A 15,801-nucleotide genomic window follows, 5' to 3' on the forward strand; every position below is an offset into this window, starting at 1 on the left:
CCATCCGGGGGCGGCATCGTGTGCCGCGCCCTCGGGATTCAATCGCAGGCGGCGACGGGTTACTGGTGTGGTGCTTTCCGCATCATGCACGGATCATTCGCGGTCGAGATCGATATCGATCGCGAGCGAGCGGATTTCCTTCACCAGCACGTTGAAGGACTCCGGCATGCCGGAATCGATCTTGTGCTCGCCCTTGACGATGTTTTCGTACACCTTCGTCCGTCCGGTCACGTCGTCCGACTTGACGGTGAGCATCTCCTGCAGCGTGTAGGCGGCGCCGTAAGCCTCCAGCGCCCACACTTCCATCTCGCCGAAACGCTGGCCGCCGAACTGGGCCTTGCCGCCCAGCGGCTGCTGCGTCACCAGCGAGTACGGGCCGGTCGAGCGAGCATGCATCTTGTCGTCGACCAGGTGGTGCAGTTTCAGCACGTGCTTGTAACCGACGGTAACCTTGCGCTCGAAAGCCTCGCCGGTGCGGCCGTCGTACAGCGTGACCTGGCCGCCGACCGGCAGGCCGGCCAGTTCGAGCATCGCCGAGATCTCGGCCTCCTTCGCGCCGTCGAACACCGGCGTCGCGAACGGCACGCCCTTGCTCAGGTTCGATGCCAGCTCGACAACTTCCTGGTCGCCGAGTTCAGCGACGTTCTCGGACTTTCCGCTCGAGTTGTAGATCCTGTCGAGGAAGGAACGCAGCTCTTCGACCGCCGCCTTGGCACGCATCATCCGGTCGATCTGCTTGCCCAGGCCCTTCGCCGCCCAACCCAGGTGCGTCTCGAGGATCTGGCCGATGTTCATCCGCGACGGCACGCCCAGCGGGTTCAGCACGATGTCGAGCGGCGTGCCGTCTTCCATGTAGGGCATGTCCTCGACCGGGACGATCTTCGACACGACCCCCTTGTTGCCGTGGCGGCCGGCCATCTTGTCGCCCGGCTGCAGGCGGCGCTTGACGGCCAGGTACACCTTGACCATCTTCTGCACGCCCGGCGGCAGCTCGTCGCCCTGGGTGAGCTTCTTCTTCTTGATCTCGAAGGCGAGATCGAAGTCCTTGCGGGTGTTCTCCAGACCTTCGCGCACCGCCTCGAGCTGGGTGGCCAGCGCTTCGTCGGCAAGGCGGATGTCGAACCAGTGGTAGAACTCGAGCGAGTCGAGGTATTCCTCGGTGATCTCGGTGCCCTTGGCGAGCTTCTTCGGACCGCCGTTGGCCTTCTGGCCCAGGATCATGCGCTTGATCCGCGCGAACGCATCGCGCTCGACGATGCGCATCTGGTCGGCGAGGTCGGTCTTGTAGCTGCGCAGGTGGTCGTCGATGATCGACTGCGCACGCTTGTCGCGCTCGATGCCCTCGCGGGTGAAGACCTGCACGTCGATGACGGTGCCGACCATGCCGGACGGCACGCGCAGCGACGTGTCCTTCACGTCGGAGGCTTTCTCGCCGAAGATCGCGCGCAGCAGCTTTTCTTCCGGCGTCAGTTGGGTCTCGCCCTTCGGCGTGACCTTGCCCACCAGCACGTCGCCGGCCTCGACCTCGGCACCGATGTAGACGATGCCCGACTCGTCCAGGCGCGACAGTTGCGCCTCGCCCAGCGACGCGATGTCGCGGGTGATTTCCTCGGGCCCCAGCTTGGTGTCGCGGGCGACGACCGTGAGTTCCTCGATGTGGATCGAGGTGAAGCGGTCTTCCGCGACCACGCGCTCGGAGATCAGGATCGAGTCTTCGAAGTTGTAGCCGTTCCACGGCATGAAGCCGACCAGCATGTTCTGGCCGAGCGCCAGTTCGCCGAGGTCGGTGGACGCGCCGTCGGCCACCACGTCGCCCTTGGCGATGATGTCGCCCACTTTCACCACCGGACGCTGGTTGATGTTGGTGTTCTGGTTGGAGCGGGTGTACTTGATCATGTTGTAGATGTCGACGCCGACCTCGCCCGGCAGGGTTTCGTCGTCATTCACCCGGATCACCACCCGGTTCGCATCCACGTAGTCCACCACGCCGCCGCGGGTCGCCTGCACCGCGGTGCCCGAGTCGACCGCCACGCGGCGCTCGATGCCGGTTCCGACCAGCGGCTTCTCCGGACGCAGGCAGGGCACCGCCTGGCGCTGCATGTTGGCGCCCATCAATGCGCGGTTGGCGTCGTCGTGTTCCAGGAACGGAATCAGCGAGGCCGCCACCGACACGATCTGGCCCGGCGCCACGTCCATGTACTGCACCTGGTCGGCGGTCGCCAGCAGGAACTCGCCCTTGTGGCGGCAGGACACGAGGTCGCCCGCCAGGCCACCGTCGGCGCCGATCTCGGCGTTCGCCTGGGCGATGACGTACTGGCCTTCCTCGATCGCCGACAGGAAGTCGATCTGGTCGGAGACCTTGCCGTCGACCACCTTGCGGTACGGCGTCTCCAGGAAGCCGTGGCGGTTGGTGCGGGCATAGACCGCCAGCGAGTTGATCAGGCCGATGTTCGGGCCTTCCGGCGTCTCGATCGGGCACACGCGGCCGTAGTGCGTCGGATGCACGTCGCGCACTTCGAAGCCGGCGCGCTCGCGCGTCAGGCCGCCCGGGCCGAGCGCCGACACGCGGCGCTTGTGCGTGATCTCGGACAGCGGGTTGGTCTGGTCCATGAACTGCGACAACTGGCTGGAGCCGAAGAACTCCTTGATCGCCGCGCTGATCGGCTTGGCGTTGATCAGGTCGTGCGGCATCAGGTTGTCGGACTCGGCCTGCGACAGGCGTTCCTTCACCGCGCGCTCGACGCGCACCAGGCCGGCGCGGAACTGGTTCTCGGCCAGTTCGCCGACCGACCGCACGCGGCGATTGCCGAGGTGGTCGATGTCGTCGATCTCGCCGCGGCCGTTGCGCAGCTCCACCAGCACGCCGATCACCGCCAGGATGTCGTCATTGACGAGCACGCCCGGGCCGTCCTCGCCGTGCGCTCCGACGCGCTCGTAGAAGCGCTTGAGCCAGCCCGGCGACTTGTCGTCGATCTTCTCCGGGTAGGCGCGGCGGTTGAACTTCATGCGGCCGACGGTCGACAGGTCGTAGCGTTCCTCGGCGTAGAACAGGCCATTGAACAGGCCCTCCACCGCGTCCTCGGTGGGCGGCTCGCCCGGGCGCATCATGCGGTAGATCGCCACCCTGGCCGCCCACTGGTCGGCGGTCTCGTCGATGCGCAGCGTCTGCGAGATGTAGGCGCCGCGGTCGAGGTCGTTCACGTACAGCGTGCGCACCTGCGCCACGCCGGCGGTGCGCAGCTTGTCGAGCACGTCTTCCGTGATCTCGTCGTTGGCGCGCGCCAGCACCTCGCCGGTCTCCGGATCGGCGATGTTGGTGGCGATCACGCGGCCGAGGATGAAGTCGTCGCCCACCGAGATGGTCTTCACCCCGGCCTGGTCGAGTTCGCGGATGTGCTTGGCGGTGATGCGCTTGTCGCGCGCGACGATCAGCTTGCCGTCGGCAGTGCTGATGTCGAAGCGGGCCACCTCGCCGCGCAGGCGCTCGGGCACGATCTCGAAGGACACGCCCTCGGGCTGCAGCACGAAGTTGTCGAAGTCGTGGAAGGTCCCGAGGATGTCCTCCGGCGTCATGCCGATCGCGCGCAGCAGGATGGTCACCGGCATCTTGCGGCGACGGTCGACGCGGAAGTACAGGTAGTCCTTCGGATCGAACTCGAAATCCAGCCAGGAACCCCGGTAGGGGATGATGCGGGCCGAGAACAGCAGCTTGCCGGACGAATGCGTCTTGCCGCGGTCATGCTCGAAGAACACGCCGGGCGAGCGGTGCAACTGCGACACGATGACGCGCTCGGTGCCGTTGATGACGAAGGAGCCGGTGGTCGTCATGAGCGGGATCTCGCCCATGTAGACCTCCTGTTCCTTGACCTCCTTGATGGTCTCCTTCGGCGCTTCGCGGTCCATGATCACCAGGCGCACGCGCGCGCGCAGCGGCGAAGCGAAGGTCAGGCCGCGCTGCTGGCATTCCTTCACGTCGAAGGCGGGGTCGCCCAGCATGTACTGGACGAACTCCAGACGGGCATTGCCGCTGTGGCTCGAAATCGGGAAGATCGAGGAAAAGGCCGCCTGCAGGCCCTGGTTGCGCCTCGCCTCCGGCGGCGTTTCCGCCTGCAGGAATTCGGCGAAGGACTCGATCTGGGTGGCGAGCAGGAAAGGCGCATCGAGCACGGCCGCGCGCTTGGCGAAGCTCTTGCGGATACGCTTTTTCTCAGTGTAGGAATACGCCATGGATGCTCCGGCTAGAGTTCGAACATCAAAAAGTCAGAACACAGCGCCCGCTGGGCGGTGACGCTCTGGTCTGGCTTTCGGCCAAGGTTCAGTACAAAGCACGAAAGGGCCGGCACCCCAAGGAGTGCCAGCCCCGCTGGAAAGACGAGAATTACTTGATCTCGACCTTGGCGCCGGCGTCTTCCAGTTGCTTCTTCAGCGCTTCGGCATCGGCCTTCGAGATGCCTTCCTTCACGGCCTTCGGCGCGCCGTCGACGACGTCCTTCGCTTCCTTCAGGCCCAGGCCGGTGGCGGCACGGACGACCTTGATGACCTCGACCTTCTTCTCGCCGGTAGCGGCCAGGATCACGTCGAACTCGGTCTTCTCTTCGACGGCCGGGGCGGCAGCGGCGGCGCCCGGGGCGGCCACGGCCATCGCGGCGGCGGAAACGCCGAACTTCTCTTCGAACGCCTTCACCAGGTCGTTCAGTTCCATCACGGTCATCGAGCCAACGGCTTCGAGGATGTCTTCTTTACTGATTGCCATGTCAAATCACTCCAGAATCTAAACTGTTCGGAAAACAGAAAACGGTAGTCGCAGCGGAATCGGCAGCCTGCCCTCAGGCGGCCGCTTCTTCCTCGCGCTTCTTGGCGAGCGCCGCCAGCGTGCAGGCGAAGCCGGACACCGGCGCCTGCATGACGCCCAGCAGCTTGGCGAGCAGCTCTTCGCGGCTCGGGATCGACGCGAGCGCCTGCACGCCAGCCTTGTCGAGCGTATTGCCCGCGTAGGAACCGGCCTTCAGCGACAGCTTGTCGTTGCCCTTGGCGAAGTCGTTGAGCACCTTGGCGGCGGCGACCGGATCGGTCGAGATGCCATAGATCAGCGGCCCGGTCAGTTGATCGCCCAGCCCTTCGAACGGGGTACCGGCGATCGCACGGCGCACCAGGGTGTTCTTCAGCACGCGCAGATAAACGCCAGATTCGCGGGCCTTGGCGCGCAGCACGGTGAGATCGCCCACCGCAATGCCGCGATACTCGGCCACCGCGATCGTCTGGGCGTTGGCCACTTGTGCCGACACCTCAGCCACTACGGCTTTCTTGTCATCGAGATTGAGACCCACGGGTCCTTCCTCCTATCAAGTCAACACGCGGACCGCATGCCGCGATCCGCACCCACGGCGACCTGGATCAGGAGTGCGGCTGCAGGCGTCGCCGCCTGCCGCCAAAATCCTGTTCTGGGCTCACCGTCTGCGCAGGCCATCCGGAGACGATTAAACGGTTGCCGAAGCACCCGCACCTGCGGTCTTTGACGATCCGTCCGGCGCCGGCAGGCGTCCGAACGGCCCAAAGTTCCTGCTGGCCGGCCCGCACGGGGCCGGCTTGCTGCATCGCGCGGCGTGGCCGCGCGTCCATCATGCGGCGGCGTTGACGCTGCCCGGCTCGACGCGCACACCCGCGCCCATGGTGCTGGACACGGCGATGCGGCGCAGATAGATGCCCTTGGCGGCGGCCGGCTTGGCCTTCACCAGCGCGTCGACGAAGGCCGACAGGTTCTGCTGCAGCGCTTCGACGCCGAACGAGGCGCGGCCGATCGTGGCGTGCACCAGGCCGGCCTTGTCGGTGCGGTACTGCACCTGACCGGCCTTGGCGTTCTTCACCGCGGTGGCGACGTCCATCGTCACCGTGCCGACCTTCGGGTTCGGCATCAGGCCGCGCGGGCCGAGGATCTGGCCCAGTTGGCCGACCACGCGCATGGCGTCCGGCGTCGCGATGCAGACGTCGAAGTTGAGGTTGCCCGCCTTGATCTGCTCGGCGAGGTCGTCGAAGCCGACGACCTCGGCACCCGCGGCGCGAGCGGCCTCGGCCTTGTCGCCCTGGGCGAACACGGCGACGCGCACGCTCTTGCCCGTGCCGGCCGGCAGCACCACCGAACCGCGCACGACCTGGTCGGACTTGCGCGCGTCGACGCCGAGATTGACGGCGATGTCGATGGATTCGTCGAACTTGGCGGTCGCGCACTCCTTGACCAGGGCCAGGGCTTCAGCCACCGGGTAAGCCTGGTTGCGGTCGACCTTGGCGCGCAGCGCCTGAACTCGCTTCGAAAGTTTCGCCATGATTACAGGCCCTCCACGGTGATGCCCATGCTGCGCGCGGAGCCGGCGATGGTACGCACGGCGGCTTCCATGTCGGCGGCAGTGAGGTCGGGCATCTTGGTCTTGGCGATTTCCTCGACCTGCGCACGGCTGATCGAGCCGACCTTGTCGGTATGTGGCTTCGGCGAGCCCTTCTGGATGCCCGCGGCCTTCTTGATCAGGATCGTGGCCGGCGGCGTCTTCATGATGAAGGTGAAGCTCTTGTCCGCGTAGGCGGTGATCACCACCGGAATCGGCAGACCCGGCTCCAGGCCCTGGGTCTTGGCATTGAATGCCTTGCAGAATTCCATGATGTTCAGGCCGCGCTGACCGAGCGCCGGACCGATCGGGGGCTGGGGTTGGCCTTGCCGGCCGGCACCTGCAGCTTGACGTAACCAGTGATTTTCTTTGCCATTGCGGCTTGCTCCTGTGTTGAGTGCTAGCGCACCGGGACCTGCCCGACGCTCCTCGCGTTGCCCGTGCGCCATGGCGGCGTCAACGGGCTACGGCAGGCCCTGCGGCCTGCCGTCATCGCGCTCAGGTCTTCTCGACCTGGGCGAAATCCAGTTCCACCGGCGTGGCGCGACCGAAGATGGTCACCGACACGCGCAGCTTGTTCTTCTCGTAGTTGGCATCCTCGACCGTGCCGTGGAAGTCGGTGAAGGGCCCTTCCTTCACGCGCACCACCTCGCCGATCTCGAACAGCACCTTGGGACGGGGCTTGTCCACCCCTTCCTGCATCTGCTGCATGATCTTGTCGACCTCCTTGTCGGAAATCGGCGCGGGCTTGGTGGCGGTGCCGCCGACGAAGCCGGTGACCTTGGGGGTCGACTTCACCAGGTGCCAGCTCTCGTCGTTCATTTCCATCTCGACGAGCACGTAGCCGGGGAAGAACTTGCGTTCGGTAATGCTTTTCTGGCCGCCCTTCATCTCGACGACCTCTTCGACCGGAACCAGGATCTGGCCGAAGGAATCCTGCATGCCCGCGCGATTGATGCGATCAATCAGCGCGCGCTGGACAGACTTCTCGAAGCCCGAATAGGCGTGCACCACATACCAGCGCTTCGTCATATCACTTCCATCCCAGAATGAGATCGTAAAGAACCCACTCGAGGCCCTTGTCGGTCACCCACAGGAAAACCGCCATGATCACCACGAAGGCGAACACCAGCCCCGTGGTCTGCACGGTTTCCTTGCGGCTCGGCCACACGACCTTCTTGGTTTCGGTGATCGCGTCGCGCGCGAAATCGGCAAACCGGCGCCCCGGCTCGGAGAACCATGCAACCGCAGCACCCGCGATGACGCCCGCGAACACGGACAGCACCCGCAGCACCATCGCCTGCTCGGACAGCAGGTAGAAGCCGACCACGCCGGCCGCAACCAGTGCCAAAGCCAGCGCGAACTTCAACTTATCGGCCATCGGAAAGAGAAACCCGGAAAAGTATGGCAGGGGCAGAGGGAATCGAACCCCCAACCTTCGGTTTTGGAGACCGACGCTCTGCCAATTGAGCTATGCCCCTGCAGCAGAGACTACGAAGCGCACCCGCAAGGGTGCGCTTTTTCATCGAAAATCAGGCTTCGATCACTCGATGATCTTGGCGACGACGCCGGCACCGACGGTGCGGCCGCCTTCGCGGATCGCGAAGCGCAGACCTTCTTCCATCGCGATCGGCGCGATCAGCTTCACCGTGATCGACACGTTGTCGCCCGGCATCACCATCTCGGTGCCCTCGGGCAGCGCGATCGAACCGGTCACGTCCGTCGTGCGGAAGTAGAACTGCGGACGGTAGTTGTTGAAGAACGGCGTGTGACGGCCGCCCTCTTCCTTCGACAGCACATACACCTCGCCGGTGAAGTGCGTGTGCGGCGTGATCGAACCCGGCTTGGCCAGCACCTGGCCGCGCTCAACGTCTTCACGCTTGGTGCCGCGCAGCAGTACGCCCACGTTGTCGCCCGCCTGGCCCTGGTCCAGCAGCTTGCGGAACATTTCCACGCCCGTGCAGATGGTCTTGACCGTCGGCTTGATGCCGACGATTTCGATTTCCTCGCCGACCTTGACCACGCCGCGTTCGACACGGCCGGTCACCACGGTGCCGCGGCCCGAGATCGAGAACACGTCTTCGATCGGCAGCAGGAACGGCCTGTCGATGGCGCGCTCCGGCGTCGGGATGTAGCTGTCCAGCGCCTCGGCCAGGCGCAGGATCGCCGGCTCGCCGATGTCCGACTGGTCGCCTTCGAGCGCCTTCAGCGCCGAGCCCTTGACGATGGGAATGTCGTCGCCCGGGAAGTCGTACTTGGAAAGCAGCTCGCGCACTTCCATCTCGACCAGCTCGAGCAGTTCCTCGTCGTCGACCATGTCGCACTTGTTCAGGAAGACGATGATGTACGGCACGCCAACCTGACGGGCCAGCAGGATGTGCTCGCGGGTCTGCGGCATCGGGCCGTCAGCGGCCGAACACACCAGGATCGCACCGTCCATCTGCGCCGCGCCCGTGATCATGTTCTTCACGTAGTCGGCGTGGCCCGGGCAATCCACGTGCGCGTAGTGGCGCGTCGCCGTCTCGTACTCCACGTGCGCCGTGTTGATCGTGATCCCGCGCGCCTTCTCTTCCGGCGCCGCGTCGATCTGGTCGTAGGCCTTGGCTTCGCCGCCGAACTTCTTCGACAGGATCGTCGTGATCGCCGCCGTCAGCGTCGTCTTGCCGTGGTCAACGTGACCGATCGTACCAACGTTTACGTGCGGCTTCGTCCGCTCAAACTTACCCTTAGCCATATCGCCATCCTTAAAATCAGAACCAGAAAAACCAGTGCGGCGACCAAGTCGATTGGCCGCCGCGCCAGGCCAGGCAGAAAATGAGTGGTGCCCATGACGTGGATTGAACACGTGGCCTCTCCCTTACCAAGGGAGTGCTCTACCACTGAGCTACATGGGCTCCGAAAAACAGCACAACCGCAGCAAACCTGGAGCGGGTGAAGGGAATCGAACCCTCGTCATAAGCTTGGAAGGCTTCTGCTCTACCATTGAGCTACACCCGCACTTACCACGATTACAAACCAGGAGCCGATCCGACTCAACCGCTCACCGACCGCAGAACCCCACGGACGGAACACCAATTCTTGGTGGAGGGAGAAGGATTCGAACCTTCGAAGGCAGAGCCGTCAGATTTACAGTCTGATCCCGTTGACCGCTTGGGTATCCCTCCACGCGGCAAGCCCCGCACTATAGGCCCCACTTTGGGGTCTGTCAAATATTTTTCCCGGTTACTGCGAGCAGGCTTCACGGCCCGATACGGCGGCCGTCCACGGGCATCGGCGCTCGCCGATGAGGTGGATAATCACGCGACGCATTCCGGAGAAAAATGACATGCACACCCCCTCGGAACCCGGCCGTCCCCCGCTGCCCCCAGCCTTCGTCGACGCCATGAGCGAGCGCTTCGGCCCGCGCTTCAGCCTTGCGCAGGCGGTACGCGCCCACCATGGCCATGACGAGTCGCACTTTCCGGACGCCCTGCCGGATGCGGTGGTGTTCGCGCACGGCGCCGACGACGTGGTGTTCGTCGTCGATACCTGCAGGGCGCATCGGGTTCCGATCATCCCGTACGGCGCGGGAAGCTCGCTCGAGGGCCACATCCTGGCGGTACGGGGCGGCCTCACCATCGACCTCGGCGAAATGAACCAGGTGCTGTCCATCCACGCCGAGGACATGGACGCGGTCGTGCAGCCGGGCGTCACCCGCAAGCAGCTCAACGCCGCGCTGCACGGCAGCGGGCTGTTCTTCCCCATCGACCCCGGGGCGGATGCGAGCCTCGGCGGCATGGCCTCGACGCGCGCCTCGGGGACCAACGCCGTGCGCTACGGCACCATGCGCGAGAACGTGCTCGCCCTCACCGCGGTGCTCGCCGACGGGCGCACGATCCGCACCGGGGGACGCGCACGCAAGTCCGCTTCCGGCTACGACCTGACCCGCCTGCTGGTCGGCTCGGAGGGCACGCTGGGCATCATCACCGAACTCACCGTGCGCCTGCATCCCGTGCCCGAGGCGATCTCCGGCGCGGTGTGCGCCTTCCCCGACATCGTCGATGCGGTCAACACGGTGATCCAGACCATACAGCTCGGAGTGCCGGTGGCGCGCATCGAACTGCTCGACGCCCTGACGGTGAAGGCGATCAACCGCTACAGCAAGACCACGCTGCGCGAGTCGCCGATGCTGTTCTTCGAGTTCCACGGCTCGCCGGCCGGCGTCGAGGAGCAGGCGCGCACCGTGCAGGAGATCGCGCGCGACCACGGCGGGCTCGATTTCGAATGGGCGAGCCGCCCCGAGGACCGCAGCCGGTTGTGGGCGGCGCGCCACGACGTGCTGTTCGCGAGCCTCAACCTGCGGCCGGGCAGCCGCGGCATCTCGACCGACGTGTGCGTGCCGATCTCGCGCCTGGCCGAATGCGTCGACGGGGTCCGCGCCGACATCGACGCCAGCGGCCTGATCGCGCCCATCGTCGGCCACGTCGGCGACGGCAACTTCCATTGCGTGATCCTGGTCGATCCGGACGACCCGGCGGAGATCGCCCACGCCGAAGACCTCAACCGGCGCATCGTCGAGCGCGCGCTCGCGCTGGGCGGCACCTGCACCGGCGAACACGGGATCGGCATCGGCAAGCAGGACTTCCTGCTGCGCGAGCACGGCCGCGAGGCGGTCGATACCATGCGGCTGATCAAGCAGGCGCTCGACCCCCACGACCTGTTCAACCCCGGCAAGGTGCTGCCGCCGGCCTGAACCCTTGCCCTTCCTCCGCCCCTTCCCCGCAAACCTTCTGCCGATCAGGGTATCCAAGGATTGAGCCGGTCCGGCCGGGATGCCAGGCTGAGCCTGCTCGACCGCTGCCCCGCCCGCCCACGAGGCCGGCCCCGGCAGCCGCATGCGCAGCACGCCAAAGACACGATTCCCAGGAGGCGGCGAAATGGCGGAAGGCGATCCCAGGCCCGATGCGACGGCATCCGGCCCGCACGTACCGAGCCTCGACGACAAGTACTCCCTCGCGTCGGGGCGGGTCTATCTCACCGGCTACCAGGCGCTGGTGCGCCTGCTGCTGATCCAGAAGGCGCGCGACGAGGCGGCGGGCCTCGATACCGCCGGCTTCGTGTCCGGCTACCGCGGCTCGCCGCTGGGCGGCCTGGACCAGACGCTGTGGAAAGCGAAGGCGCACCTGCAGCACGCCAGCATCGTCTTCCAGCCCGGCATCAACGAGGATCTGGCGGCCACCGCGGTGTGGGGCAGCCAGCAGGTGAGTCTGTCGCCGCAGGCGAAATACGACGGCGTGTTCGCGCTGTGGTATGGCAAGGGGCCGGGCGTGGACCGCTGCGGCGACGTGTTCCGCCACGGCAACGCGGCGGGCAGTTCGAAACACGGCGGGGTGCTGGTGATCGCCGGCGACGACCATGCGGCCAAGTCTTCCACGCTGCCACACCAGACCGACCATTTCTTCAAGTCGATGATGATGCCGGTGCTGGCGCCGGCCGGCGTGCAGGAATACATCGACTTCGGCGTGCACGGCTACGCGCTGTCGCGGTATTCCGGCTGCTGGGTGGCATTCAAGGCGCTGGCCGACACGGTGGAGACCTCGGCCTCGGTCGACGTCGATCCGCATCGCGTGCAGGTCGTCATCCCCGGTGATTTCGCGCTGCCGGCCGACGGCCTCAACATCCGCTGGCCGGATCCGCCGCTGGTGCAGGAAAAGCGCCTGCTGCACTACAAGCTGTACGCGGCACTCGCCTACTGCCGTGCCAACGGGCTCAACCGCCTGGTCATCGACTCGCCGGCGCCGCGGCTGGGCATCATCACCTCGGGCAAGAGCTACCTGGACGTGCGCCAGGCTTTCGACGATCTCGGCATCGACGAGGCGCTGGCCGCCCAGATCGGCATCCGGCTGTACAAGGTGGGCATGGTATGGCCGCTCGAGGCCGACGGCGTGCGCGCCTTCGCCGCAGGGCTGGACGAGATCCTGGTCATCGAGGAAAAGCGCCAGTTGATCGAATACCAGCTCAAGGAGGAACTCTACAATTGGCGCGAGGACGTGCGCCCGCGGGTCATCGGCAAGTTCGACGAGAAGGGCGAGTGGGCCCACGTCGTGCGGCCCGACGGCACCATCGACCATGGCGACTGGCTGCTGCCGGCCGCCGGGGAATTGACGCCGGCGATGATCGCGCGCGCGGTCGCCTCGCGCATCGAGCGCTTCTTCACCTCGGAGCACATCCGCTCGCGGCTGGCCTTCCTCGAGGCCAAGGAGCGCACGCTGGCGGCGCGCAACTTCGCCATCGACCGCGTGCCCACGTTCTGTTCCGGCTGTCCGCACAACACATCCACCCACGTGCCCGAGGGCAGCCGCGCGCTGGCCGGCATCGGCTGCCACTACATGGTCACCTGGATGCCGGAGCGCCGCACCGGCACCTTCACGCAGATGGGCGGCGAAGGTGTGCCGTGGGTCGGCCAGGCGCCCTTCACCGGCGAGAAGCACATCTTCGCCAACCTCGGCGACGGCACCTACTTCCACTCCGGCCTGCTCGCCATCCGCCAGGCGGTGGCGGCGAAGGTGAACATCACTTACAAGATCCTCTACAACGACGCGGTGGCGATGACCGGCGGTCAGCCGGTCGACGGCGCCCTGTCGGTGCCGCAGATCGTGCATCAGTTGCTTGCCGAGGGCGTGCAGAACATCGTCGTCGTCACCGACGGCACCGCGCGCGCCTATGGTCCGGCCGACCTGCCGCACGTGCCGATCCGCCATCGCGACGAACTCGACGTCATCCAGCGCGAGCTGCGCGAATCGGGCGGCGTCACCGCGCTGATCTACGATCAGACCTGCGCAGCCGAGAAGCGGCGCCGGCGCAAGCGTGGCACCTTCCCCGACCCGGCGCGGCGCGTGTTCATCAACGAGGCGGTGTGCGAGGGCTGCGGCGACTGCGGCGTGAAGTCGAACTGCATGTCCATCCTGCCGGTGGAAACCGAATTCGGACGCAAGCGGCAGATCGACCAGTCGTCGTGCAACAAGGACTACTCCTGCCTCAACGGCTTCTGCCCGAGCTTCATCACCATCGAGGGCGGCCGCCTGCGCAAGGGGCAGGCGCTGCAGGCCGACGAGGCCGCCTTCGCCGGCCTGCCCGAACCGGAGATTCCTTCCACCGCCAAGCCTTTCGGGCTGCTCGTGACCGGCGTCGGCGGCACCGGGGTGGTGACCATCGGCGCGCTGGTCGGCATGGCCGCCCACCTCGACGGCAAGGGCGTCACCGTGCTCGACATGACCGGACTGGCGCAGAAGGGCGGTTCGGTCTATAGCCACGTCCGCATCGCCGACCGGCCGGAAGATCTGCACGCGGTGCGCATCGCCGCCGGCGAGGCCGACGCGGTGATCGGCGGCGACGCGGTCGTCACCGCCAGCGTCGAGGCCCTGGCGAAGATGTCGGCAAGCCGCACGCACGCGGTGGTCAACATCGCCGAGACGCCGACCTCGGCCTTCGCCCGCGACCCGGACTGGCAGTTCCCGCTCGAACGCATGCAGGCGGCGATCCGCGATGCGACCGGTGACGACGCGCAGTTCCTCGACGCCCAGTCGCTCGCCGCCGCGCTGATGGGCGACGCGATCGCGACCAACCTCTTCCTGCTCGGCCATGCCTGGCAGCGGGGCATGGTCCCGGTGTCGCACGCCGCGCTGATGCAGGCGATCGAACTCAACGCCACCGCGGTAGACATGAACAAGCGCGCCTTCCTCTGGGGCCGGCGCGCCGCGCACGACCTGGAGGCCGTCGAGCGCTGTGCCCGGCCGGCCGCGGCGGCACCCGCGCCGGCGACAACGCTCGAAGAGATCGTCGCCCGCCGCGTCGCGGTGCTCACCGACTACCAGGACGCGGCCTATGCGGAGCGCTACCGCAGGCTGGTCGAGCGCGTGCGCGACGCCGAAGCCGGAAAGGCCGGCGGCGGCACCAGGCTCGCCGAGGCGGTGGCGCACAACTACTTCAAGCTGCTCGCCTACAAGGACGAGTACGAAGTGGCGCGCCTGTACGTTGATCCGGCGTTCTGGGAGCGCGTGCACACGACCTTCGACGGCGATTTCGAGGTCCGCTTCCACCTCGCGGCCCCGCTCGTCGCCCGGCCGGACCCGAACACCGGACGCATCGCCAAGCGCAGCTTCGGCCCCGGCATGATGCGGATCTTCCGGCTGCTCGCCCGCATGAAGGGGCTGCGCGGCACGCGCTGGGACGTGTTCGGCCATACCGCCGAGCGCCGTGCCGAGCGCGCGCTGATCGCGCAGTACGAGAACGACGTGGCCGAGCTGCTCGAAACGCTGAGCTGGGACCGCCTCGGCGACGCGGTCGAGATCGCCCGCCTGCCGGAAGAGATCCGCGGCTACGGCCACGTCAAGGCGCACAGCATGCAAGCGGCGGCGCAAAGGCGCGAGCGCCTGCTCGCCGCCTGGCGCCTGCACGACGTTCAGAGGGCGAAGATCCGCAGCGCCGCGTGAGGCGCGATGGGCGGACGGCGCGTACCGGATGCGGAAGAGGCGGCGGCTCCGATCATCCGGGCACGGAACCGCCGCCCGCCACCGGCCGCGGCGCAGGAGCACTCGCTGCACGATGCCGCCTGCGGCGCTATGATCGCGGCCATTCCGCCAGGATCGCCGTTCGATGCCCCCTGCCCTCAAAGCCCTGGCCGCGCAGATCGCCGGCTGGATCGCCGCCTTCGCGCTGGTGCGCAGCGGGGCGCTCCCCGCCGGCTTGTGGCCGCTCGTCGCCGCGCAGGCGCTGTGCGCCGTCGCCGCCGCAGCCGCCTTGCGCAGCGCACGCTGGTGGCTGCCGATCCACCTCGCCTTCACCCCGCTGGCCGTCGCGGCGCGAACGCTGAACCTCGCGCCGGGCTGGTATCTCGCGGCCTTCGTCGGCCTGCTGCTGATCTACTGGACGAGCTTTCGCACCCAGGTCCCGCTCTACCTCAGCAACCGGCCCACGGCCGAAGCCCTCGCCGGGCTGCTGCCGGAATCGCCCGCCCGCATGCTCGACATCGGCGGCGGCACCGGCTCGCTGCTGCGCCGGCTCGCCGCGTTGCGGCCCGACTGCCGCTTTTGCGGCGTCGAGCTGGCGCCCGGGCCGTGGCTGGCGGGCAAACTGCTGCTCGCACGGCAGCCGCAGGTCGAATGGCGGCGCACCGACCTTTTTTCCGAGCCCTGGGCCGACTACGATCTGGTGTATGCCTTCCTGTCTCCGGTACCGATGGAGGCGGTATGGCGGAAGGCGGTTGCGGAGATGCGCCCCGGCAGCCTGCTCGTCAGCAACACCTTCGACATCCCCGGCCGCAAGCCGGATTTCGTCGTCGAGGTCGCCGACCGTCGCGCCACCCGCCTGCTGGCCTGGCGCATTCCGGCGCCGCGTGCACCGAAATGACGGCGCGAATCGGCGTTATTTCGCCTCATGAACCGGG

At 66.9% G+C, this 15,801-nt stretch carries 10 protein-coding genes, 4 tRNA genes and 1 pseudogene; 3 read left to right on the forward strand and 12 right to left on the reverse strand.

The genetic code is table 11. From position 1 onward, the window contains the following. Nucleotides 1-93: 93 nt before the first annotated feature. The 12 genes and pseudogenes from rpoB to CCZ27_RS14630 form a co-directional block, all read right to left on the reverse strand. Nucleotides 94-4,227, reverse strand: a complete 4,134-nt coding sequence (rpoB, locus tag CCZ27_RS14575; protein WP_096449316.1) for a DNA-directed RNA polymerase subunit beta — start codon at nucleotides 4,225-4,227, stop codon at nucleotides 94-96. A gap of 151 nt (nucleotides 4,228-4,378) precedes the next feature. Next, nucleotides 4,379-4,753, reverse strand: a complete 375-nt coding sequence (gene rplL, locus CCZ27_RS14580; protein WP_096449318.1) for a 50S ribosomal protein L7/L12 — start codon at nucleotides 4,751-4,753, stop codon at nucleotides 4,379-4,381. A gap of 73 nt (nucleotides 4,754-4,826) precedes the next feature. Beyond that, nucleotides 4,827-5,327 carry a 50S ribosomal protein L10 gene (gene rplJ / locus CCZ27_RS14585; RefSeq protein WP_096449320.1) on the reverse strand — a complete coding sequence of 167 codons (501 nt, stop codon included), beginning with the start codon at nucleotides 5,325-5,327 and terminating at the stop codon, nucleotides 4,827-4,829. 291 nt (nucleotides 5,328-5,618) lie between these two features. Then, nucleotides 5,619-6,320: a 50S ribosomal protein L1 gene (gene rplA, locus CCZ27_RS14590; protein ID WP_096449322.1), complete on the reverse strand. Its 702-nt coding sequence runs from the start codon at nucleotides 6,318-6,320 to the stop codon at nucleotides 5,619-5,621. A gap of 2 nt (nucleotides 6,321-6,322) precedes the next feature. Continuing rightward, nucleotides 6,323-6,753 (reverse strand): annotated as a pseudogene (gene rplK, locus CCZ27_RS14595) (50S ribosomal protein L11). 122 nt (nucleotides 6,754-6,875) lie between these two features. Next, the gene (nusG, locus tag CCZ27_RS14600) at nucleotides 6,876-7,409 is read right to left on the reverse strand and encodes a transcription termination/antitermination protein NusG (protein WP_096449324.1); all 534 of its coding nucleotides are present in this window, start codon (nucleotides 7,407-7,409) and stop codon (nucleotides 6,876-6,878) included. A 1-nt stretch (nucleotide 7,410) separates the two neighbouring features. Further along, nucleotides 7,411-7,758, reverse strand: a complete 348-nt coding sequence (gene secE, locus CCZ27_RS14605) for a preprotein translocase subunit SecE (RefSeq protein ID WP_096449326.1) — start codon at nucleotides 7,756-7,758, stop codon at nucleotides 7,411-7,413. 24 nt (nucleotides 7,759-7,782) lie between these two features. Then, nucleotides 7,783-7,858: transfer RNA gene (locus tag CCZ27_RS14610), tRNA-Trp, on the reverse strand. A 62-nt stretch (nucleotides 7,859-7,920) separates the two neighbouring features. Further along, nucleotides 7,921-9,111: an elongation factor Tu gene (tuf, locus tag CCZ27_RS14615; protein WP_096449306.1), complete on the reverse strand. Its 1,191-nt coding sequence runs from the start codon at nucleotides 9,109-9,111 to the stop codon at nucleotides 7,921-7,923. A gap of 85 nt (nucleotides 9,112-9,196) precedes the next feature. Next, a tRNA-Thr gene (locus CCZ27_RS14620) sits at nucleotides 9,197-9,271 on the reverse strand. Nucleotides 9,272-9,300: 29 nt separating this feature from the next. Beyond that, a tRNA-Gly gene (locus tag CCZ27_RS14625) sits at nucleotides 9,301-9,374 on the reverse strand. A gap of 82 nt (nucleotides 9,375-9,456) precedes the next feature. Beyond that, a tRNA-Tyr gene (locus tag CCZ27_RS14630) sits at nucleotides 9,457-9,541 on the reverse strand. Nucleotides 9,542-9,702: 161 nt separating this feature from the next. Here CCZ27_RS14630 and CCZ27_RS14635 point away from each other — a divergent pair. The 3 genes from CCZ27_RS14635 (at nucleotide 9,703) to CCZ27_RS14645 (ending at nucleotide 15,764) form a co-directional block, all read left to right on the forward strand. After that, on the forward strand, nucleotides 9,703-11,109 hold the full coding sequence (locus tag CCZ27_RS14635; protein WP_096449329.1) for an FAD-binding oxidoreductase: 1,407 nt from the start codon (nucleotides 9,703-9,705) through the stop codon (nucleotides 11,107-11,109). Between the two features lie 184 nt (nucleotides 11,110-11,293). After that, the gene (locus tag CCZ27_RS14640; RefSeq protein ID WP_096449331.1) at nucleotides 11,294-14,848 is read left to right on the forward strand and encodes an indolepyruvate ferredoxin oxidoreductase family protein; all 3,555 of its coding nucleotides are present in this window, start codon (nucleotides 11,294-11,296) and stop codon (nucleotides 14,846-14,848) included. A 163-nt stretch (nucleotides 14,849-15,011) separates the two neighbouring features. After that, nucleotides 15,012-15,764 carry a class I SAM-dependent methyltransferase gene (locus CCZ27_RS14645; protein ID WP_096449333.1) on the forward strand — a complete coding sequence of 251 codons (753 nt, stop codon included), beginning with the start codon at nucleotides 15,012-15,014 and terminating at the stop codon, nucleotides 15,762-15,764. The last annotated feature ends 37 nt before the right edge of the window (nucleotides 15,765-15,801 follow it).

Origin of the sequence: Thauera sp. K11, from assembly GCF_002354895.1 — a bacterium.
GTDB lineage: Bacteria > Pseudomonadota > Gammaproteobacteria > Burkholderiales > Rhodocyclaceae > Thauera > Thauera sinica.